General features: G+C 63.3%; 18 protein-coding genes and 1 riboswitch. Of the genes, 11 read left to right on the top strand and 7 right to left on the bottom strand.

Annotated features, from left to right (window positions below; translation table 11 throughout):
• Nucleotides 1-111: 111 nt before the first annotated feature.
• From xerC to MKD49_RS13425, 3 genes are all read right to left on the bottom strand, one after another.
• Nucleotides 112-1,104, bottom strand: coding sequence for a tyrosine recombinase XerC (xerC, locus tag MKD49_RS13435; RefSeq protein WP_252696533.1), 993 nt, complete (start codon nucleotides 1,102-1,104; stop codon nucleotides 112-114).
• 34 nt (nucleotides 1,105-1,138) lie between these two features.
• Nucleotides 1,139-1,807, bottom strand: a complete 669-nt coding sequence (locus MKD49_RS13430; protein WP_039783642.1) for a DUF484 family protein — start codon at nucleotides 1,805-1,807, stop codon at nucleotides 1,139-1,141.
• 252 nt (nucleotides 1,808-2,059) lie between these two features.
• Nucleotides 2,060-3,211, bottom strand: a complete 1,152-nt coding sequence (locus MKD49_RS13425) for a porin (RefSeq protein ID WP_121040633.1) — start codon at nucleotides 3,209-3,211, stop codon at nucleotides 2,060-2,062.
• 367 nt (nucleotides 3,212-3,578) lie between these two features.
• Between MKD49_RS13425 and MKD49_RS13420 the strand changes: the two genes are divergently transcribed.
• On the top strand, nucleotides 3,579-5,195 hold the full coding sequence (locus tag MKD49_RS13420) for a tetratricopeptide repeat protein (RefSeq protein ID WP_252696532.1): 1,617 nt from the start codon (nucleotides 3,579-3,581) through the stop codon (nucleotides 5,193-5,195).
• Between the two features lie 104 nt (nucleotides 5,196-5,299).
• On the opposite strand, the gene dapF is transcribed toward MKD49_RS13420, so the two are convergent.
• From dapF to MKD49_RS13405, 3 genes are read right to left on the bottom strand one after another with little or no spacing between them, the layout of a single operon-like run.
• Complete coding sequence (dapF, locus tag MKD49_RS13415) at nucleotides 5,300-6,163, bottom strand: diaminopimelate epimerase (protein ID WP_134223577.1); 864 nt, start codon at nucleotides 6,161-6,163, stop codon at nucleotides 5,300-5,302.
• A 58-nt stretch (nucleotides 6,164-6,221) separates the two neighbouring features.
• On the bottom strand, nucleotides 6,222-7,106 hold the full coding sequence (locus MKD49_RS13410; RefSeq protein ID WP_034331920.1) for a lipid A biosynthesis acyltransferase: 885 nt from the start codon (nucleotides 7,104-7,106) through the stop codon (nucleotides 6,222-6,224).
• Nucleotides 7,103-7,948 (bottom strand): lysophospholipid acyltransferase family protein, encoded by an 846-nt coding sequence (locus MKD49_RS13405; protein ID WP_121040627.1) that lies wholly within the window; start codon nucleotides 7,946-7,948, stop codon nucleotides 7,103-7,105. The genes MKD49_RS13410 and MKD49_RS13405 overlap by 4 nt, the downstream gene beginning before the upstream one ends.
• 189 nt (nucleotides 7,949-8,137) lie before the next feature.
• On the opposite strand from MKD49_RS13405, the gene metK reads away from it, so the two are divergent.
• The 4 genes from metK to metF all read left to right on the top strand — a co-directional run bounded on the left by metK (nucleotide 8,138) and on the right by metF (nucleotide 12,410).
• Nucleotides 8,138-9,301 carry a methionine adenosyltransferase gene (gene metK / locus MKD49_RS13400; RefSeq protein WP_039783651.1) on the top strand — a complete coding sequence of 388 codons (1,164 nt, stop codon included), beginning with the start codon at nucleotides 8,138-8,140 and terminating at the stop codon, nucleotides 9,299-9,301.
• A 219-nt stretch (nucleotides 9,302-9,520) separates the two neighbouring features.
• Nucleotides 9,521-9,610, top strand: a riboswitch (S-adenosyl-L-homocysteine riboswitch).
• 49 nt (nucleotides 9,611-9,659) lie between these two features.
• Complete coding sequence (ahcY, locus tag MKD49_RS13395) at nucleotides 9,660-11,066, top strand: adenosylhomocysteinase (protein ID WP_088755197.1); 1,407 nt, start codon at nucleotides 9,660-9,662, stop codon at nucleotides 11,064-11,066.
• 151 nt (nucleotides 11,067-11,217) lie between these two features.
• Nucleotides 11,218-11,571 carry a phage holin family protein gene (locus tag MKD49_RS13390; RefSeq protein ID WP_008332818.1) on the top strand — a complete coding sequence of 118 codons (354 nt, stop codon included), beginning with the start codon at nucleotides 11,218-11,220 and terminating at the stop codon, nucleotides 11,569-11,571.
• A complete protein-coding gene (gene metF, locus MKD49_RS13385; RefSeq protein ID WP_252696531.1) occupies nucleotides 11,568-12,410 on the top strand; it encodes a methylenetetrahydrofolate reductase [NAD(P)H] in 843 nt (280 codons plus the stop codon). The genes MKD49_RS13390 and metF overlap by 4 nt, the downstream gene beginning before the upstream one ends.
• A gap of 45 nt (nucleotides 12,411-12,455) precedes the next feature.
• Here the strand turns inward: metF and MKD49_RS13380 are convergent, their stop codons facing one another.
• Nucleotides 12,456-13,052, bottom strand: a complete 597-nt coding sequence (locus tag MKD49_RS13380) for a 5-formyltetrahydrofolate cyclo-ligase (RefSeq protein ID WP_252696530.1) — start codon at nucleotides 13,050-13,052, stop codon at nucleotides 12,456-12,458.
• Between the two features lie 34 nt (nucleotides 13,053-13,086).
• Here MKD49_RS13380 and MKD49_RS13375 point away from each other — a divergent pair, with 34 nt between their 5' ends.
• From MKD49_RS13375 to phhA, 6 genes are all read left to right on the top strand, one after another.
• Nucleotides 13,087-15,087 carry a lytic transglycosylase domain-containing protein gene (locus MKD49_RS13375; protein ID WP_252696529.1) on the top strand — a complete coding sequence of 667 codons (2,001 nt, stop codon included), beginning with the start codon at nucleotides 13,087-13,089 and terminating at the stop codon, nucleotides 15,085-15,087.
• Between the two features lie 73 nt (nucleotides 15,088-15,160).
• Nucleotides 15,161-16,129 (top strand): complex I NDUFA9 subunit family protein, encoded by a 969-nt coding sequence (locus MKD49_RS13370; protein ID WP_252696528.1) that lies wholly within the window; start codon nucleotides 15,161-15,163, stop codon nucleotides 16,127-16,129.
• Between the two features lie 44 nt (nucleotides 16,130-16,173).
• Nucleotides 16,174-16,875 (top strand): glutathione S-transferase family protein, encoded by a 702-nt coding sequence (locus tag MKD49_RS13365; protein WP_034331932.1) that lies wholly within the window; start codon nucleotides 16,174-16,176, stop codon nucleotides 16,873-16,875.
• Between the two features lie 10 nt (nucleotides 16,876-16,885).
• A complete protein-coding gene (locus tag MKD49_RS13360; RefSeq protein ID WP_034331934.1) occupies nucleotides 16,886-18,118 on the top strand; it encodes a multifunctional CCA addition/repair protein in 1,233 nt (410 codons plus the stop codon).
• 12 nt (nucleotides 18,119-18,130) lie between these two features.
• Nucleotides 18,131-18,868: a GNAT family N-acetyltransferase gene (locus MKD49_RS13355; RefSeq protein ID WP_252696527.1), complete on the top strand. Its 738-nt coding sequence runs from the start codon at nucleotides 18,131-18,133 to the stop codon at nucleotides 18,866-18,868.
• Nucleotides 18,869-18,948: 80 nt separating this feature from the next.
• On the top strand, nucleotides 18,949-19,830 hold the full coding sequence (gene phhA / locus MKD49_RS13350; RefSeq protein ID WP_252696526.1) for a phenylalanine 4-monooxygenase: 882 nt from the start codon (nucleotides 18,949-18,951) through the stop codon (nucleotides 19,828-19,830).
• The last annotated feature ends 168 nt before the right edge of the window (nucleotides 19,831-19,998 follow it).

Genomic DNA, 19,998 nt, shown 5'->3' with positions numbered 1-19,998 from the left:
CAGCAGGACTGGCGAAAGGATTCGGTAGCACGTGGCGTGCGGAAGCCTCCATTTTAGCCGATCACGGCCCGGCGCTCGCGGCGGCGCGGCCGGACTGTGGCTCGTCAGTGACTATTTCCCGCCGCCCTTGCGGGCGCGCGGATGGGCCTGGTCGTAGACCTGGGCCAGGCGCTGGAAGTCCAGTGCGGTGTAGACCTGGGTGGCGGTGATGGAAGCGTGGCCCAGCATTTCCTGTACCGCCCGCAAGTCCCCCGAACTCTGCAGTACATGCGAGGCGAAGGAATGCCGCAGCATGTGCGGATGGACGTCGGCCGGCATCTCCACACTCTTGCCATGCGCTTTCAGGCGCAGCTGCGTGACCCGGGGCGACATGCGCGCTCCACGTTCATTGAGAAACAGCGCATGGCCATCCATGCCGCCATCGGCCTTGACCAGACTGGCGCGCAGGGGCAGCCAGTCGCGGATCGCCTGCAGCGCGGCCTGCCCGACCGGGACCTTGCGCTTCTTGCCGCCCTTGCCGGTCACGGTGACTTCCGCTTCTTCCAGATCGATCCAGCCTGCTGATTCGTAAGGGCCTTCGCGTACGTCTTTCACATCAATGCCGGCCAGTTCAGAGACCCGCAGCCCACTCGAATACAGTAGTTCGAACATGGCCCGGTTGCAGGCCGCCAGGGTGGAATCGGGGTCGCGCGCCGGATCGGCCTGGGAGACCAGGCGGATGGCTTCGTCGGCCGGCAGGGCCTTGGGCAGGGGTTTGCTCTTCTTGGGCGGCTTGACGCCGTCGACCGGGTTGGCAGGCATCGCCTGTTCCACGGCCAGCCAGGCGAACAGGCCGCGCCAGGCCGACAGCTTGCGCGAGATGGAGCGTGCATTCAGCCCGCGCGCATGCAGGCGCGCAGCGCATTTGCGGATCTGGGCCTGGGTCACGCGCTGCAGCGCGGGTTCGGCCTCTTGCGGTTGATCGGCGGGGGCCAGCAGGGCGCGCAGCTCCTGCAGGTCGCGCGCATAGCTGTCCAGCGTGTGCGGCGACAGCTTGCGCTGGCTGCGCAGGAAGGAAAGATACTGTCCGATCAGGGAAGACGCCGGGGAAGCTGGGCCATCCATGCCATGACTCCCGGTGGGACGCGCTCGGCCGCGCTCAGCGCAGCAGGCAGGCCAGGGCGGCGCTGCCGGTTTCGCCGATGCGGGTCAGGAAATCGGTGCCCATGTCGGCAGTGAAGCGATTCGGATCGGGCGATCCCAGCACCAGCAAGCCGAAGGCTTCCGGTGCCGCACCGACGCGCAGCGGCAGCATGGCGACCGACTTCACGGAGGCGGCATCATCCAGCCAGGTCGCGGCTTCGAAATCCTTGTTGGGGCCGCAGAACGGGGCCGACAGGCCATTGGCGAAGATGCGGGCGTCGTCCGAGACTTCCTGCGTGGCCCAGTTGCCGGCGTGGGCCGGGCCCAGATTCCACAGGCGGACGGTGACTTGCGGCACGTGGAAGATCTCCTGCAGGCGGTCCACCAGCACGCGCGGCAGGTCGTCGGCATCGCGTGTGAGCAGCAGGGCGCGGCTCCATGCCTGGAACTTGCTGGTGATCTCGTCGTTTTCCTGGGCGATACGCATGAGATCGGCCATGCGCAGTTCCTGTACGCGGATCTTCTCGCGCAGGATTTCCATCTGGCGTTCCTGCAGCGACACGGCGCGGCCCATGACCGGGCTGGTGAGCTTGACCGTCGAAAGCAGTTCGGCGTGCTCCTCGAAGAAATGAGGGTGGTCGAGCAGGTAGTCGGCAATCAGGCTGGAATCCAGTTCGGTGGTCATCGTCGCGGGGTCTGTGTTGGAGTGCCGGTGGCGCGCGGGGAGGGGCGCACCGGAAGTATCGCGAGATTATCCTCGCTATCGGACACACTGACAATCATCGGCGCCGTTCAGGGTAGTTGGACGGGGCGATGGCAGCGGATGAGGGCAAAAAGAAAGAGGCCTGCATGATTGCTCATGCAGGCCTCTTCCGGTACGACTCAGGTTCAACTCAGGTTGAAACCGATGTGTTCACACCGGTTTCAGGTCCTTGAATTAGAACTTGTGACGGATACCAACGGCAACAGCGGTTTGGCTGTCGCTGGCGTTGCCAATGGCGGCGGTACCGGTTGCATCGCCGAACACGCCGGTGTTGGCCATGTCGGTTGCGCGGATGTTAGCCACGAATGCGTACAGGTCGGTACGCTTGGACAGCCAGTAGTCGGTGCCCAGGCTGATTTGGGTCAGCTTGCCCTTGGAGGACGAGTTGAAGTCAGCACGGGTGTGGGTCACTGCGCCCAGCAGCTTCAGGGACGGGCTCAGGGAGTAAGCGGTACCCAGTTCATAGATGTCGGCCTTGTTGGCAGCACCCAGAGTCTTGGCAGCAACGGCGGTCGGCGAACCGGTGTTCAGGTCTTGCTTGACGCGCGAGTAGTTACCGTACACGCGGGCCGGACCGAACTGGTACGAAGCCACGACGTTCAGGCCCTTGTAGGCGCTGTTACCGGCTTGGGTAGCGGTAGCGGTCGACAGCAGGCTGGTGTCCGAAGGAGTTGCGCCTTGCTTGGACTGGTAGTAGTTGATGCCCAGACCCAGAGGACCGTTGTCGTACTTGCCGCCGATGCCGAAGGATTGGCCAGCGGAGGTTTGGCCAGCGGTTTCGCCGAAGCCGTACATCAGGTTACCAGTGAAGCCGCTCAGGTTGGCGGTGGTGTAGCTGATGGAGTTGTTGGTACGGGTACCTTCCAGGCGGTTCAGGTTGTGGCCAACAGCGCCGGTCACGCCACCGAAATCGTTCACGGAGGTGTAAGCGGAGATGGTGTCAGCGAAGTCGGTTTGACGGCCAACCAGCACGGTGCCGAAGCCACCCGACAGACCAACGACCGACTTGCGACGGAACAGGTTGGTGGTGTTCGGATCTTGGCCGTTCAGAGCGCCGTTGTCGTTGTTGAAGCCGGTTTCCAGTTGGAACACAGCCGACAGGCCGCCGCCCAGATCTTCAACGCCCTTGAAGCCGATACGCGAACCTTGGATGATGCCGGAGTTCAGACCGAACTTGCTGCCGGTGCTGGCGTTGCCAGTGTTGACAGCCTTGCTGGTGTAAACCAGACCGGTATCAACGATACCGTAGATAGTAACGGAGCTTTGTGCTTGAGCAGCACCTGCGAACGCGCCGAGGACGGCCAGTGCCAGCAGAGATTTTTTCATTTGACATCCTTCTATAAAAATAGTCTTGAGGATCCGTACTTCTGGTCGGATGGTGAGACATTAAGGGTTCTCATTTGGCGTGGCCGCAGATTGGTCACGTGGAGGGAGGAATTTTGGTTGAAAGCGTCAATCCACGGATGGAGTGTTGTTTTTTTCAAACGCTTTCCTGCCCGTCAATGCATGACAGGCAAATTTTGGCTTGCAGCGTGTCACTCATTAACGGCATGGCCGCGCAAAACTTGATCCGCCCCGTCTCGTCAACAAGTTTGTTGTTAAAACGATGCATTTGGATACTTTTCCAGGGAATTTTAAAAAAATGTCGATTGTGCGGCATAATTTTGGCTTTCTGACCTGATGTGGAGGCTGGATGGCCAATCGCGAAGATCTAGCAATCATCCGGGCAGCACGTGCCGGAGATGCCCAGGCGCAACTGAGCCTGGGCCAGCGCTACCTGTTTGGCGGCAACGGTTTGCCGCAAAGTCCGGGCACCGCATGGCACTGGCTGGAGCGGGCTGCCCGCCAGGGCTTGGCCGATGCCTGGATGCTCATTGCCCGGCATATTCCCTATGAAGTTGTGAGCCAGCTGGGCAAGCCGCACGAAGCTGCGCAATGGTACGAGCGCGCCTTCGAGGCGGGGGCCACGCGCGCTGGTCTGACCTTGGCGCGCCTGCTCCTGGAACATCCTGCCGGCGTGGCGGCGGCCAGTCCCGAGCAGAAGAGCCGCGCGCTGCGCGCGCTGGAAACGGTGGCAGCGGAGGGCGATCCGGATGCCCAGTGGCTGCTGGCGCGTCAGGGCGAACGCATGCTGGTCCCGACAGCAGTATCGTCAGAGGCCGCAGCCGATGTGGCGCCAGCGGCGGCGGCAACGGTCAGGCCCGAGCAATTGCAGCAATGGACGCAGAAAGCCGCCGATGCCGGTATCGAACAGGCCCAGCATGCGCTGGCCGACAGCGCCTGGCAGCAGTCCGACTTTGCGGCCTTCCGCCAGCGCGCCCAGCCCCTGGCCGATGCCCTGTTGCGCCAGCATGAACAGCAGGTGGCGCAGCTCAATGCTCCTTCGGAGGCGCTGGCTGCTGCGCTCGGTGCGCAGAACATCCAGTTGCTGCGCCGCCTGGCCGAAGTGCACCAGTCCGACAAGCGCCCTGATCTCCTGCAGGCCCAGCAACTGCTGGAACTGGCGGCCCTGGCCTGCGACCGGGATGCGCAACTGGCCCTGGGCCTGTTGTATGGGCGGGTAGATGCCTCGGGTGAGCGCCGATTTGCCGGACAAGGCTCGGCCAATTACAAGAAGGCCATCCGCTGGCTGACCCTGGCGGGCGAGCAGGGGATGGCAGCGGCCTGGTTTGTTCTTTCCCGTATCTATTTGAAGCCGGAATTTTCACAGCGCAACCTTGCCGATGTGCAGCATTATTTGGAGCGTGCCGCCGAGATGGGTCATGTGGAGGCGCAGCTGGAATGCGGCGTGGGCGCGTGGCGCAACCGGCGTGACGATCCCGCCAATGACGTGCGTGCGCTGTACTGGTTGCAAAAGGCGGCAAGCCAGGGTGCGCAACAGGCGCAAGCCTTGCTCGACAAGGTGGCGGATCGTCCGCAATCTGCCGCCTGGGCCGTGCAGGCCCGCGCACAGATGAGCCGCGAGCAGGTCAATGCCCATCCCTTCCTGGCCGCCCGCATCGAGCTGGCCATGCTGTTTGGCCTGACCCGGCCCGAAGCCCTGTTGATCGACCTGAAGCAGGCGGATTGCGGACATTGCCTGATGATCGACATCCGCAGCCAGTACGCGCGCAGCAAGCGGCGGCTCATCATGGTGGAGACCGGCGAGCAGCGTGGTACGCTCAACCGTATCGGACGGCTCTTCGAAGACATGGACTGCGGTCCCAGCGGGCCGGAAGGCAATTACCGCCAGCGTCTGTACCGTCTGAAGACCGTGCTGCCCCAGTCGCAGGAAGACGAGGAAACCGAGACCCAGGATCTGGCGGCCTGACTGAACCTGAAGTCACTGTTCAGCGCAAGCCTTGCAGCGCAAATGAAAAGCGGCTTGCTGATGCCTCAGCAAGCCGCTTTGTCTTGATCCCGAACTCTCCGGGATCAAAGCGAATCAGGCAGTTCGATTTCGCCTTCAAACACCGTCACCGCGGGGCCAGTCATCATCACCGGTTCGCCCGGGCCGGCCCAGGCGATGTTGAGCACGCCGCCGTGGGTCTGGACCGCTACCGGCGAATCCAGCAGGCCACGGCGGATACCCGCGACGACCGCGGCACAGGCGCCGGTGCCGCAGGCCAGGGTTTCTCCTGCACCGCGTTCGTAGACGCGCAGATTGATGTGATGGCGATCCACCACCTGCATGAAGCCCGCGTTGACGCGCCTGGGAAAACGTTCATGGTGCTCGATCAGCGGTCCGTCCACCAGGACCGGGGCCGCTTCGCTGTCCTCCACCACTTGCACCGCATGCGGGTTGCCCATCGACACCACCGAGATCCAGGTGGTCTTGCCGGCCACATCCAGCGGCCACAGCGTGTCCTCGGCTTCGGTACGGTGTTGCAGCCCGCGGCTGTCGAAGGGGACGTCGGCCGGCGTGAGGATGGGCGCGCCCATGTCCACGGTGATCTGGCCGTCTGCTTCCAGGCGCGGTTCGATCACGCCGGACATGGTTTCCACCCGGATCGCCCGCTTGTCGGTCAGGCCCTTTTCGGTGACGAAACGCACGAAGGCGCGCGCGCCGTTGCCGCATTGCTCCACCTCGCCGCCATCGGCGTTGTAGATGCGATAACGGAAATCGACGCCAGGGGCTTGCGCCTTTTCCACCACCAGCATCTGGTCGGCCCCGATGCCGAAGCGGCGGTCGGCGATGAACTGCCACTGGGCTGGGGTGAGCGAAATGGCCTGGTTAACGGCATCAAGCACGACGAAGTCGTTGCCGGCACCATGCATCTTGGTAAATTTGATTTTCATCACATCATTATAAGTACGCCGCGCCCGATTCACAGGGCGCAGGGAGGGAGATCAGGGCCTAGTGCTGGCCCTTGCGGTAGACGTCGGGCTCGCCCGGGGGCCGGTTCTTGAAACGTTTGTGCGCCCAGAAATATTCGGCCGGGGCTTCCAGTACGCGTTCTTCGATGAAGGCATTCATGCGGCGGGTGGCGGCCACGATATCGTCGCCCGGATAGTTTTCCCAGGCCGGATAGAAAGTGGTCTTCCAGCCGCGATAGCCGGGCAGGAAGGTGGTGATCACCGGCACCACCGACGCGCCGGTGGCCGCCGCGATGCGGGCGGTGGCGGTGAGCGTGGCGGCCGGCACGCCGAAGAAGGGGACGAACTCGGCATCGCGGGTGCCGAAATCCATATCCGGCAGCATGATGAAGGGCAGGCCCTCGCGCATGGCGCGAATGATGGGTTTGACCCCTTTCTCGCGCGCCAGCAGGGTCACCGGGCGGAAGCGCGAGCGTCCCTTGAGCAGGGCCTGGTCCACCACTTCGTTCTGCTGGCGGGAGTAGATGGTGCAGACCGAGTAGTCCGAGTTGAGCACCAGCGCGATGCCGGGAATCTCCAGGCAGACGAAATGCGGGCACAGCAGGATGGTCGGACCCTTGTCGAGCGTCTCGAAGGGAATGCCGGGCTCGACCTGGATCAGGCGCTTCAGGCGGGACTCCGGGGCCCACCACAGGATGCCGCGCTCCAGGGCGCTGCGGGCGTAGGCCTGGAAGTGGCGGCGGGCGATGAGGCGGCGTTCCTCTTCCGATTTCTCGGGAAAGCACAGCCGCAGGTTGATCAGGGTGATCCGGCGGCGCGGGCGCATATAGATATAGAGCAGCCAGCCCAGCGCCTCGCCCAGCCGTCCCAGAATGGGCAGCGGCAACCAGTGCAGCAGCCACATCAGCCCGATCAGGGCTCTCATTGCGCGGCTCCCGGCGGGGTTACGCCCGGGGGCGTCTTGTAGCGGTTGTAGCTCCAGATGTATTGCGCCGGGCAGCGGGCGATCAGCTTTTCCATGGCGGCGTTGATGGCACGAGCCTGTTGCTCGGGCGTTTCGCCCAGTTCACCTTCAAAGGCCACGAAATGGATGGCGTAGCCGCGTCCCCAGGACAGGCGCTCGGCATAGGCCAGGATGATGGGCGCGCCGCTCATCTGTTGCAGCTTGGCTGGCAGGGTCATGGTATAGGCCGGCTTGCCGAAGAAATTGGCCCACACGCCTTCGCCATTCTGCGGCACCTGGTCCGGCAGCAGGCCGATGGCCTGGCCATTCTTCAAGGCCTTGAGCAGGATACGCACGCCGGACAGGTTGGCCGGTGCCAGGTGCAGGTTGGCGCGGGCGCGGGCACCCTCGATGAGCGGCTTGAGTGCGGCCTTGCGCGGTGGGCGGTACAGCACGCTCAGGCTGTGATGGCGCGCCACCGACTGCGCCGAAATCTCGAAACAGCCCAGGTGCGGAGTGAGGAAGACGATGCCGGCCTTGGCGTCCAGTGCCTGCTGGACCAGATCCCAGTTGACGATGCGCGCCGTGCGCAACACCCGTTCCGGGCGGGCGCACCAGATGAAGGGTAGCTCGAACATGCCCTTGCCGGCTTCCCCGACCGATTTCCACAGGCTGCCGCGATGGCCGGCCAGGGTGATGTTGTCAGTCAGGCGGCGGCGATAGGCGGGGGAGAGCAGGAAAACCAGCCAGCCCACCACCACGCCGAGGGCATGCAAGGCCGGCAGCGGCAGGAAAGAGAGCAGGCGGAATAAAGAAACGAGCATACTTGCCGATAACAAAAAGGCGGAGTTGCTCCGCCGTCAAATTGCAGAAAAATGCAAGACGCGTAAAATAGCACAAGCCGTCGAGTTAATGACAACTTGCGAGACGGGGTACAAATATCGCTAAAGCGTCGCAGGCACGACTAACGATGGGCCGCGACATTGGTAAATCGTTTTCAGTCAGAGGCTTGCATGTCCAACGAATATCTCTTCACTTCCGAATCCGTCTCCGAAGGCCATCCCGACAAGGTTGCCGACCAGATCTCGGACGCCATCCTGGATGCCATTTTCACCCAGGATCCGCATTCCCGCGTCGCTGCCGAAACCTTGTGCAACACCGGTCTGGTGGTCTTGGCCGGTGAAATCACCACCCGTGCCAACGTCGACTACATCGATGTGGCCCGCGAAACCATCAAGCGCATCGGCTACGACAACGCCGACTTCGGCATCGACTACAAGAGCTGCGCCGTGCTGGTGGCCTACGACAAGCAATCTCCCGACATCGCTCAGGGCGTGGACGAAGGCCGTGGCGTTGATCTGGAGCAAGGTGCCGGCGATCAGGGCCTGATGTTCGGCTACGCCTGCAATGAAACCCCGGAACTGATGCCTGCCGCGATCTATTACGCCCACCGCATCGTCGAGCGCCAGTCGCAACTGCGCAAGGATGGCCGCCTGCCCTGGCTGCGTCCGGATGCCAAGTCGCAGGTCACGCTGAAGTATGTGGATGGCAAGCCGGTCGCCATCGATACCGTGGTGCTGTCGACCCAGCATGCGCCCGAGATGGAGCAGAAGGACATCCACGAAGCCGCCATCGAGGAAATCATCAAGCCGGTGCTGCCGGCCGAGTGGCTCAAGAACACCCGCTACCTGATCAACCCGACCGGCCGCTTCGTCATCGGCGGCCCGCAGGGTGACTGCGGCCTGACCGGCCGCAAGATCATCGTCGATACCTATGGTGGCGCAGCGCCCCACGGTGGCGGCGCTTTCTCCGGCAAGGACCCGTCCAAGGTCGACCGTTCGGCTGCCTACGCCGGCCGCTATGTGGCCAAGAACATCGTCGCTGCCGGCCTGGCAGAGCGTTGCCAGATCCAGGTGTCCTATGCCATCGGTATCGCCAAGCCGACCTCGGTCATGGTGACCACCTTCGGCACCGGCAAGATCAGCGATGAAAAGCTGGCCCAACTGGTGCAGGAGCACTTCGACCTGCGTCCCAAGGGCATCGTCCAGATGCTGGACCTGCTGCGTCCGATCTACGCCAAGACCGCCGCTTACGGCCACTTCGGCCGCGAAGAGCCGGAATTCACCTGGGAGCGCACCGACAAGGTCGCCGCCCTGCGTGCCTCGGCCGGCCTGTAAGCCAGCCCATCCGGCACGAGCCGGCTTGCAGTATGCACAATGAAGCGCCAATGCATCTGCAAACCTGCTGGAAAGGCTTGTGAATAGTGATTCACACGCCTGTTCCGAGGATTGACTAACGCCTGACCCGCGCTACAATGCTGTTCCCGCGAATGAAGATTCGCGCACTGTTCCGATGTTGGCATTGCGTCCGGAACGCCAAATCTCACAATGCCTCACCGCTGCAAGGAGCGTTGCGACAGGGACATCCCCTGCCAGGCTTGAAGCGGTGAACAGGCGCAAGTCGCCTGGCAACCGCGCTCACGTTACTTTTTTTCTGGCTTTTTCATGAAAGGAGGGCGTGAACAGCGCCATTGCCATGACCACCAATCCTACCCAAGACTACATCGTCGCAGACATCAAGCTGGCCGACTGGGGCCACAAGGAAATCAAGATCGCTGAAACCGAAATGCCGGGCCTGATGGCGATCCGCGAGGAATTCGCTGCTTCCCAGCCCCTGAAGGGCGCACGCATCACCGGTTCGCTGCACATGACCATCCAGACCGCCGTGCTGATCCAGACCCTGGAAGCACTGGGCGCGCAAGTGCGCTGGGCCTCCTGCAACATTTATTCGACCCAGGATCACGCTGCTGCGGCCATCGCGGCCAACGGCACCCCGGTGTTCGCCGTCAAGGGCGAAACCCTGGATGAATACTGGGAATACACCCACCGCATCTTCGAATGGACCGACGGTGGCTATTCCAACATGATCCTGGACGACGGCGGCGACGCCACCGTGCTGCTGCACCTGGGCACTCGTGCCGAGGCGGACATTTCGGTGCTGGACAAGCCCGATTCGGAAGAAGCCGTGTGCCTCTTCAACGCCATCAAGCGTTATCTGGCCAAGGACCCGCAGTGGTATTCCAAGCGCATCAAGGAAATCAAGGGCGTCACCGAAGAGACCACGACCGGCGTGCACCGCCTGTACCAGATGTTCAAGGAAGGCAAGCTGGCTTTCCCGGCCATCAACGTCAACGACTCGGTCACCAAGTCCAAGTTCGACAACCTGTACGGCTGCCGCGAATCGCTGGTGGACGGCATCAAGCGCGCCACCGACGTGATGATCGCCGGCAAGGTCGCCATCGTGGCCGGTTACGGTGACGTCGGCAAGGGTTCAGCCCAGGCCCTGCGCGCGCTGTCGGCGCAAGTGTGGGTCACCGAGATCGATCCGATCTGTGCCCTGCAGGCCGCCATGGAAGGCTATCGCGTGGTGACCATGGACTACGCCGCCGAACACGGCGACATCTTCGTCACCGCCACCGGCAACTACCATGTGATCACCCACGAGCACATGAAGAAGATGAAGGACCAGGCCATCGTCTGCAACATCGGCCACTTCGACAATGAAATCGAAGTTGCCGCCCTGAAGCAGTACACCTGGGAAAACATCAAGCCGCAGGTCGACCACGTGATCTTCCCCGATGGCAAGCGCATCATCCTGCTGGCCGAAGGCCGCCTGGTGAACCTGGGTTGTGCCACCGGCCACCCGTCCTACGTGATGAGCTCGTCCTTCGCCAACCAGACCATTGCCCAGATCGAACTGTTCGTCAACACCAAGGACTATCCGGTCGGCGTCTACACGCTGCCCAAGCACCTGGACGAAAAGGTCGCCCGTCTGCAATTGAAGAAACTCAATGCGCAGTTGAGCGAACTGACCGCCGAACAGGCCGCCTACATCGGCGTGAAGGTCGAAGGCCCCTACAAGCCTGAGCACTACCGCTACTGATCTCTGCCTGGCGCCGGCCCTCTCTTCCCCTGAGAGGGCCGGCCCGGCAGTCTCAGCATCGTCTCCCGCCCGCGGACCTTGCATCCCCTCCTGAGGTGATGCAAGCTTCACGTATCTTCATCACTCCCCGACGGGATCGAAAGGTTTTTACATGCGCCTGCTGCTGACCTGGCTCATCAATGCATTGGCCTTGCTGGCCGTTCCTTACCTGATGCACTCGGTGCAGGTCGACAGCTTCGGCTCGGCCCTGCTGGCCGCGCTGATCCTGGGGTTCGTCAATACCATCGTGCGCCCGGTGCTGGTGGTGCTGACCCTGCCGGTGACCATGCTCACCCTGGGCCTGTTCATCCTGGTCATCAATGGCCTCATGTTCTGGGTCGTGGCGCAACTGGTCGGCGGCTTCCACGTGGCCGGCTTCTGGTCTGCGGTTGGCGGCGCACTGCTCTACAGCATCGTGTCTTGGGCACTGTCCACACTGTTGCTGAAATCGGGTTCGAATCAATGAGTACACATAATTTCAGTATCGAATTTTTCCCGCCCAAGACTGCCGAGGGGGCGGAAAAGCTGCGCGCTACCCGCGCCCGGCTGGCGGCGCTGGCACCGAAGTATTTCTCGGTGACCTTCGGTGCCGGCGGTTCGACGCAGCAGGGTACGCGCGACACCGTGCTGGAAATCATCGGTGAAGGCCATAACGCCGCGCCGCACTTGTCCTGCATCGGCAGCTCCCGTGCCAGCCTGCGTGCCATCCTGGAAGACTATCGTGCCCAAGGCATCAAGCGCCTGGTGGCTCTGCGCGGCGACCTGCCCAGCGGCTATGGCGCCGTGGACCAGGCCTCCAGCGAATTCCGCCATGCCAACGAACTGGTCGAGTTCGTGCGCGCCGAAACCGGCGACTGGTTCCACATCGAAGTGGCGGCCTATCCCGAGATGCACCCTCAAGCGCGCTCGCCGCAGGACGACGTGCAGAACTTCGCACGCAAAGTGAAGGCCGGTGCCAATTCGGCCATCACCCAGTATTTCTACAATGCCGACGCCTACTTCCGCTTCGTGGACGAGGCCGCCAGACTGGGCGCGACCGTTCCGGTGATTGCCGGCATCATGCCTATCACCAACTACACGCAGCTGATGCGTTTCTCGGACATGTGCGGTACCGAGATCCCGCGCTGGATCCGTCTCAAGCTGGCCAGCTACGGCGACGATACCGAATCGATCCGCGCTTTCGGTCAGGACGTGGTGACCCAGCTGTGCCAGCGCCTGCTGGCTGGGGGGGCGCCCGGTTTGCATTTTTATTCACTGAACCAGGCGGGGCCGACCGAGGCGATCTGGCAACAACTGGTGAAGTAGGCGGAGATTGCCTTTTCAAGCCGGACCTGAGTCCGGCTTTTTTCTTCATATATCGTCGAAAATGACGCTATCCAGCGCGATGTCGTGCGCCTGCGCTTCGAATTCGACCCGTCCGAAGCCGTGGCAGACCCCCACCGCCAGCGGCCGCGGACTGGCCGCCAACGTGCGGTCGTAGAAGCCGCCGCCATAGCCCAGACGGCATCCTGCCGCATTGACACCCAGGCAAGGAATCAGCAAGGCCTGCGGCTGTACGACGGTGGTCCCGGCCGGTGGCACGAGTGTGCCCATCCCATCCTTTTCCAGAGGATCGCCAGGCTGCCAGGCGCGAAATTCCAGTGCCGAATCTTTATCGACCACCACCGGCAGGCACAGGTGCACCCCGCGCGCGGCCAGCGCGTTATAGGCCGCAGACAGATCCGGTTCGCGCCGGATCGGCTGGTACACCGCCAGGCTGTGGATGGCGTACGTGGCGCACCAGTCCAGTACCCGCTGCCCGATGATGGCATCGGCTGCGATCTTGTCCTCGTCAAGCAGGGCCTTGCGGCGCGCCAGCAGCTCGGCGCGCAGGCGCTGTTTGTGAAGGGCGGCCGCCTCCTGTTCCGTCGGTGGAGGGGGCGTATCGCGTGCTATGCTTGGGTTCATTATTTGTTCCAACAATCTGCATGAAGAAGCTTGCATGAGTATGCGTCCGAAGAATCATCCGTTCAACCAGCGCCTGCGCGCGCTGGCCGCCTCCGTGGCGCTCCCCTTGGCGCTGGCGACCGGTGCCATGTTCACCGCTGCGCCCGCCGCCCACGCCCAGAAGCGTGTGGCCCCGGACGCCGCTCCTGACGATATTTTCCTGGCCCTGCGCCAGGCGGCCGCCAGCGACAACGCCGCGCTGGCGCAAGACCTGGCCTCGCGGCTGTCGGGCTATGAGCTGGCGTCCTATGTCGATTACTACCGGCTCAAGCCGCGCGTGCGCGATTACAGCGCCAGCGAGCAGGAGATCCGCGATTTCCTGGCCCGCTGGGACGGCCAGGCCATCGTTGATCGCCTGCGCAACGACTGGCTGCTGGCCCTGGGCAAGACCGGCAACTGGGCCGTCTTCGATGAGCAGTACCCCAAGTTCGTGCTCAATGATGATACCCAGGTCAAGTGCTTTGCCCTGAACTCGCGCGCGCTCAAGGGGGCCAATGTGGCCGAGGAGGCGCGTGCGCTGCTGAGCAATCCCAAGGACTATGGCCAGGGCTGCAGCGACCTGATCGCCACCCTGGCGCAGAACGGCCAGTTCAGCGATGCCGACGTCTGGTTCCAGATCCGCCAGGCCGCCGAGAACGGCAATGCCACCGTGGCCCGCCGTGCGGCGGTGCTGGTCGACAGCGGCGATGTCAGCGTGACCCAGGTGATGGATCGTCCGGCGCTGATGCTGGCCAAGGGACCGGGCCGGGGCCCGGTGAATCACCAGCTCTACATCATCGCCCTGGGCCGCATCGCCAAAAACAATCCGTCCCAGGCCGCGACCTATCTCAACGATGCCGGCCGCAACATGAGTTCGCAGGAGGTCGCGCTTGGCTGGGCACAGATTGCCCTGGCCGCATCCTACAAGCTGGCACCGGAAGCCTCGGACTACTGGCGCAAAGCCAAGGACGCGCCGCTGACCCAGGATGCGATGCAATGGAAGGTCCGCATGGCCCTTCGCGACGGCGACTGGAAGACCGTACGCAAGACCATCGAAGCCATGCCGGCCCCGCTGCGCAGCGACACTGCCTGGGTCTACTGGCTCGGCCGTGCCCTGAAGGCCGAAGGCCAGAACGAGGCCGCGCGCCGCCTGTTCGAATCGATCGCGCCCAACTTCAGCTTCTATGGCCAGCTGGCGCTGGAAGAGCTGGGTCAGCAGATCACCATTCCGCCCGGCCCGACCCCGCCGGGCGCCGGTGAAGTGGCGCTGTATTCGCAGAATGCCGGCTTCAAGCGTTCGCTCAAGTTCTATCAGCTGAACCTGCGCTTCGAAGCCATCCGCGAATGGAACTGGGAACTGCGCAACATGACCGACCGCCAGTTGCTGGCCGCCGCCGAATACGCACGCCAGAATGATGTGCTGGACCGCATGGTCAACACCTCCGACCGCACCAAGACCGAGTTCGATTTCACCCAGCGCTTCCCGGCACCGCACCTGCCCGAGATGAATGCGGCCACGCGTCCGCTGGGCATGGAGAATGCCTGGGTCTATGGCCTGATCCGCCAGGAGTCGCGCTTCATCAAGTCGGCCCGTTCGCACGTGGGCGCTTCCGGCCTGATGCAGTTGATGCCGGCTACCGCCAAGTTCGTTGCCAAGAAGATCGGGATGACCGAATTCACGGCCGACCAGGTCAATGACATCAACACCAACCTGCTGCTGGGCACCAGCTATCTGGACATGGTGTTGAACAACCTGGAAGGCTCGGAAACCCTGGCCACCGCCGGCTACAATGCCGGCCCCGGCCGTCCGCGCACCTGGCGCGCGACCTTGCCGCGTCCGGTCGAAGGGGCGATCTTCGCCGAGATCATCCCTTTCAATGAAACCCGGGGCTATGTCAAGAACGTGATGTCCAATGCGACCTACTATGCGGCCATGTTCGAGAACCGCCCGCAATCCCTGAAGCAGCGCATGGGCACGGTGGCCCCCAATGCCAACGTCGCCACCGACCTGCCCTGATCCCATCGCCGCGGCCGCCGTCCCTCACTGACGCGGCGGCCAGCGGTCTTCCCTGGAAATCGGAGAGAGACAAATGGCAGTCAAGAAGATCCTCGTCATCGGCGGTTCCGGCTTCATCGGCACTCGCCTGATCGAACTGCTGGGCAGCACCACCGGCTACCGCATCATGGTGCCCACGCGCCGCTACGAGCGCGCCAAGCATCTGCTGGTCTCGCCCGTGGTCAGCGTGGTCCAGGCCAACATCCATGACGATGCCGTGCTGGCGCGCCTGGTGGCCGAGGCGGACGTGGTCATCAACCTGGTCGGCATCCTGCAATCGCGCCCGGCGCGTGGCGGTGCCCCTTATGGTCCGGATTTCGAACGCCAGCACGTGCTGCTGCCGCGCCGCATCGTGGCCGCCTGCGTGCAGCAGGGCGTGCCGCGCTACCTGCACATGAGCGCGCTGTGCGCCGATGCCCAGGGGCCGTCGATGTACCTGCGTTCCAAGGCGGCCGGCGAACAGGAAGCGCTGGCTTCTCAGGCGCTCGATGTGGCCATCTTCCGTCCGTCGGTCGTGTTCGGAGAGGGCGACAATTTCATCAACATGTTCGCCGGCCTGAACCGCCTGTTCCCGGTGATTCCGCTGGGCAGCCCTGATGCGCGCTTCCAGCCGGTCTACGTGGGTGATGTGGCACAGGCCTTCGTCAATGCCCTGGCCTTGCCGCGTCTGGGCGGCAAGGTGTTCGAGCTGGGCGGGCCCAAGCAATATTCTCTGCGTGAACTGGTGCGCCTGTCGGGCTGGTACAGCGGCCATCCGCGTCCGGTGATCGGCTTGCCCGATGCGGCCGGCTGGCTGCAGGCTTTCGCGCTGGAACACCTGCCGGGCAAGCTGATGAGCCGCGACAACGTCGCCTCGATGAAGGTGGACAATGTCCTGCACGGCCCCATCGCCCCCGAGCTGCAGCTCACGCCGCGCGCACTGGAAGACGTCATTCCCGGCTATCTCCTGCCGCGCAGCCCGCAACAGCAATTCGACTTTTTCCGTAGCACCGCGCGACGCTGAATGGTTCAGTCGCCGCGACATTGATCTTCGAGAAACGAGCTCCCATGCAAGATACAGAACTGGATCCGGTCTTGTCCGAAACCCTGCAAAAGGCCGGACGCCACATGCCCACCCTGGTGATCGCCAACAAGAATTATTCCTCGTGGTCGATGCGCCCGTGGGTCACCGCCGTGGCCTTCGATATCCCTTTCAAGGAAGTGCGCGTGCTGCTGGACCAGCCCGAGACCGCCGGCGAGATCGCCCGCTACACCGGCTCGGGCCGCGTGCCGGTGCTGCTCGATGGCGACATCGCGATCTGGGATTCGCTGTCCATCTGCGAATACCTGGCCGAGCAATTCCCTGACCGCCACCTGTGGCCGGCCCGCACCGATGCCCGCGCCATCGCGCGCAGCATCTGTGCCGAGATGCACTCCGGTTTCACCGGCCTGCGCACGGCCATGAGCATGGATATCCGTGGCCGCTACCCCGGCAAGGGGCGCACCGCCGACGCACAAGCCGATATCGCGCGCGTGTGCGAGATCTGGGAAGAGTGCCTCTCGCAATTCGGCCATCATGAATTCCTCTTCGGCGATTTCTCCATTGCCGATGCCTTCTATGCACCGGTGGTGATGCGCTTCGTCAGCTACCAGGTGCCGCTGGCTCCGGCCCTGCAAGCCTATGCCGACCGTGTGCGCGAGCACCCGGCGGTGGCGCGCTGGATCGCCGAGGCGCTGGCCGAGAAGGAAATCCTTCCGGACCACCAGTGAGGCGCAGCCGATGAAGACCTACACCGTCGGCGGCGCAGTGCGCGACGGCTTGCTGGGCCTGCCGGTGAAGGACCGCGACCACGTGGTGGTGGGGGCCACGCCGCAGCAGTTGCTGGAACTGGGTTTCCGCCCCGTCGGCAAGGACTTCCCGGTGTTCCTCCATCCCGACACCCACGAGGAATATGCCCTGGCCCGCACCGAGCGCAAGACCGCGCCCGGCTACAAGGGCTTCGCCTTCCATGCCGCACCCGATGTGACGCTGGAAGACGATCTCGCGCGCCGCGACCTCACCATCAACGCGATTGCGCAGGATGAGGATGGCACCCTGGTCGATCCGTATCACGGCCGTGCCGATCTTGAGGCGCGCGTATTTCGCCATGTCTCCGAGGCCTTTGTCGAAGATCCGGTACGCATCCTGCGCGTAGCACGTTTTGCGGCGCGCTTCGCCGATTTCACGGTGGCCCCGGAAACCAATGCGCTCATGCAGCGCATGGTGCAAGAGGGCGAGGTGGATGCGCTGGTGCCTGAACGCGTCTGGCAGGAACTGGCGCGCGGCCTGATGGAGCACAAGCCGTCTCGCATGTTCGAGGTCTTGCGCGCCTGCGGCGCCTTGCAGCGCATCCTGCCCGAACTCGATGCGCTGTGGGGCGTACCGCAGCCGGAGAAATGGCATCCCGAAATCGATACCGGTGTTCATGTGATGCTGGTGGTCGATTGGGCCGCCGCGCAGAATTTTTCATTGCCGATCCGATTTGCCGCGCTGTTGCACGACCTCGGCAAAGGCACCACGCCACCCGAGATCTGGCCGCGCCATCATGGCCATGAAGCGCGCAGCGAGCGTTTGGCCGAAGACGTCTGCACGCGCCTGAAGGTGCCCGGCGAATGCCGTGACCTGGCGCTGATGACGGCGCGCGAACATGGCAATGTGGGACGCTCCTTCGAGATGCGTCCCGATACCCTGGTCAAGTTCTTCGCACGGTGCGATGCCTTCCGCAAACCGCAGCGCTTCGTCGACATGCTGCGCGCCTCGGAATGCGACCATCGCGGCCGCACCGGGCTGGAGTTGCAGCCCTTCCCGCAGGCGGCTTATCTGGAAGGCGCACTGCAGGCCGCGCAGGCCATCGATGCCGGCGCCATCGCGCAGCAGCAGGCACAGCCGCAACGCATTCCTGAGGCCATCCTGGCGGCACGTACCGCGCAAGTGGCGGCCTATGTCGAGCAGCATCGTCCGGCGCAGTCTTGAGGAAACGTCACGATGAGCCATCCCCTGTCCCGTCTCCTCCAGCGCTTGCGTGGCCAGCAATCCGGCTTGCCGCCTGCACAGCCGGAGAAGCAGGACAAGCCCAACGTCTTCGTCAAGGAGCTCTCGCCGCGTGCGCGCCGCCACCTGCTGCGCCACTTCCTGGCGCTGGAAGAAAAGGATCGCCTGCTGCGCTTCGGTTCCAAGCTCTCCGATGAGATGGTGACGCGCTACGTGGAGGGCATCAACTTCGAGCGCGATACCGTCTTCGGCGTCTATGACCGTCGCTTGCGACTGCTCGGTGTCGGCCACCTGGCCTTCGCGCCCAAGGAGAGCACGCGCATCAGCGGTGCCACCATCAAGCCGGTGGTGGCCGAGTTCGGGGTCTCGGTGACGGCCGCCGCACGCGGGCTCGGGGTGGGCACGCGCCTGTTCATGCGCGCTTCGATGCACTGTCGCAATGCCGATGTCGATACGCTGTACATGCACTGTCTCTCGTCCAACAAGGTGATGATGCACATCGCCAAGAAGGCCGGCATGGAAATCCACCGCGACTATGGCGAGGCCGATGCCTACCTCAAGATCAAGCCTGCCAACTCGGCCACGGTGTTCCAGGAAGCGCTGGAAGAGCAAGTTGCAATGTTGGACTATATCGTCAAGGCCAACTTCAAGGCACTGCTGAAATGGGGCGCGCGCGTGACCGGCATCGGTACCAAAAAGAAGGACGACGGCACGCCGCCGCCTGCTGCCTGACGCGCTGCTTGCGCGAACGCACATGACCATCCCGTGCCGGGAGCGCATAATATGCGCCTCACTTTGATAACGGGTATGCCATGAGCACCAATCCCAACACCGATGATTTCTTCGCCACCGTCGCCACCAAGTCCGATAGCGGAGCCTTGCGCGGCGACTACAGCCAGGCCGACGCCAACTACGTCGTGGCCCAGAACTGGGAGGGCTACACGCCCGCCCAGCACGCGCTGTGGCGTCGTCTCTATGAACGCCAGGCCAAGTTGATTCCGGGTCGCGCCTGTGATGTCTTCATCGACAGCCTCAAGGCGCTCGATGTCTCGCAAGGCATCCCGCGCTTTGACCGCACCACCGAAGCACTCTTCAAGGCCACCGGCTGGGAGCTGGTGGCCGTGCCGGGCCTGGTGCCGGACCACACCTTCTTCGAGCACCTGGCCAATCGCCGCTTCCCGGTCACGGTGTGGCTGCGTGAAGAGCACGAGTTCGATTACATCGTCGAGCCCGATCTGTTCCATGACTTCTTCGGCCATGTCCCGCTGCTGTTCAATCCGATCTTCGCCAACCACCTGCAGGAATACGGCAAGGGTGGCCTCAAGGCGCTCAAGCTCGACGGGCTGGCCTATCTGGCGCGCCTGTACTGGTACACCATCGAGTTCGGGCTGATCCAGAGCAAGGAGGGTTTGCGCATCTATGGTGCCGGCATCCTCTCCTCGGGCGGCGAGGTCGAGTACTGCCTCTCCAGCGACCAGCCGCGCCGCGTGCCGTTTGAAGTGGAGCGCATCATGCGCACGCTCTACAAGATCGACACCTATCAGGAGACCTATTTCGTGATCAAGGATTTCGAACAGCTCTTCAACGATACCGCGCCGGACTTCACGCCGCTCTACGAGCGGCTCAAGCAGCAGGAGGCCCTGCCGGCCAATACCTTGCTGCCGGGCGAGACCAATTTCCCGCCCAATCGCTGAAGATGACATCGCTGCAAGCAAGCGCTCAGGAAAGCCGGACATGCGTCCGGCTTTTTTTTTGTGCCCGGCAGAAGCGCACATAAAAAAAGCGGATCCGACAGGGGAGGCCGGATCCGCGAGCTAGTGGTGCTTTCAACACTAGAGGGGAGGAACCTTGCACAGTAACGG

The sequence above is a fragment of the Herbaspirillum sp. WGmk3 genome (assembly GCF_023952535.1).
GTDB lineage: Bacteria > Pseudomonadota > Gammaproteobacteria > Burkholderiales > Burkholderiaceae_D > Herbaspirillum > Herbaspirillum huttiense.
This window is presented reverse-complemented; position numbering and strand designations above follow the sequence as displayed.

Coding starts and splice junctions, on each gene's coding strand:
- xerC (WP_252696533.1), bottom strand. CDS start 1,104: ATGGATGGCCCAGCTTCCCCGGCGTCTTCCCTGATCGGACAGTATCTT.
- MKD49_RS13430 (WP_039783642.1), bottom strand. CDS start 1,807: ATGACCACCGAACTGGATTCCAGCCTGATTGCCGACTACCTGCTCGAC.
- MKD49_RS13425 (WP_121040633.1), bottom strand. CDS start 3,211: ATGAAAAAATCTCTGCTGGCACTGGCCGTCCTCGGCGCGTTCGCAGGT.
- MKD49_RS13420 (WP_252696532.1), top strand. CDS start 3,579: ATGGCCAATCGCGAAGATCTAGCAATCATCCGGGCAGCACGTGCCGGA.
- dapF (WP_134223577.1), bottom strand. CDS start 6,163: ATGAAAATCAAATTTACCAAGATGCATGGTGCCGGCAACGACTTCGTC.
- MKD49_RS13410 (WP_034331920.1), bottom strand. CDS start 7,106: ATGAGAGCCCTGATCGGGCTGATGTGGCTGCTGCACTGGTTGCCGCTG.
- MKD49_RS13405 (WP_121040627.1), bottom strand. CDS start 7,948: ATGCTCGTTTCTTTATTCCGCCTGCTCTCTTTCCTGCCGCTGCCGGCC.
- metK (WP_039783651.1), top strand. CDS start 8,138: ATGTCCAACGAATATCTCTTCACTTCCGAATCCGTCTCCGAAGGCCAT.
- ahcY (WP_088755197.1), top strand. CDS start 9,660: ATGACCACCAATCCTACCCAAGACTACATCGTCGCAGACATCAAGCTG.
- MKD49_RS13390 (WP_008332818.1), top strand. CDS start 11,218: ATGCGCCTGCTGCTGACCTGGCTCATCAATGCATTGGCCTTGCTGGCC.
- metF (WP_252696531.1), top strand. CDS start 11,568: ATGAGTACACATAATTTCAGTATCGAATTTTTCCCGCCCAAGACTGCC.
- MKD49_RS13380 (WP_252696530.1), bottom strand. CDS start 13,052: ATGAACCCAAGCATAGCACGCGATACGCCCCCTCCACCGACGGAACAG.
- MKD49_RS13375 (WP_252696529.1), top strand. CDS start 13,087: ATGAGTATGCGTCCGAAGAATCATCCGTTCAACCAGCGCCTGCGCGCG.
- MKD49_RS13370 (WP_252696528.1), top strand. CDS start 15,161: ATGGCAGTCAAGAAGATCCTCGTCATCGGCGGTTCCGGCTTCATCGGC.
- MKD49_RS13365 (WP_034331932.1), top strand. CDS start 16,174: ATGCAAGATACAGAACTGGATCCGGTCTTGTCCGAAACCCTGCAAAAG.
- MKD49_RS13360 (WP_034331934.1), top strand. CDS start 16,886: ATGAAGACCTACACCGTCGGCGGCGCAGTGCGCGACGGCTTGCTGGGC.
- MKD49_RS13355 (WP_252696527.1), top strand. CDS start 18,131: ATGAGCCATCCCCTGTCCCGTCTCCTCCAGCGCTTGCGTGGCCAGCAA.
- phhA (WP_252696526.1), top strand. CDS start 18,949: ATGAGCACCAATCCCAACACCGATGATTTCTTCGCCACCGTCGCCACC.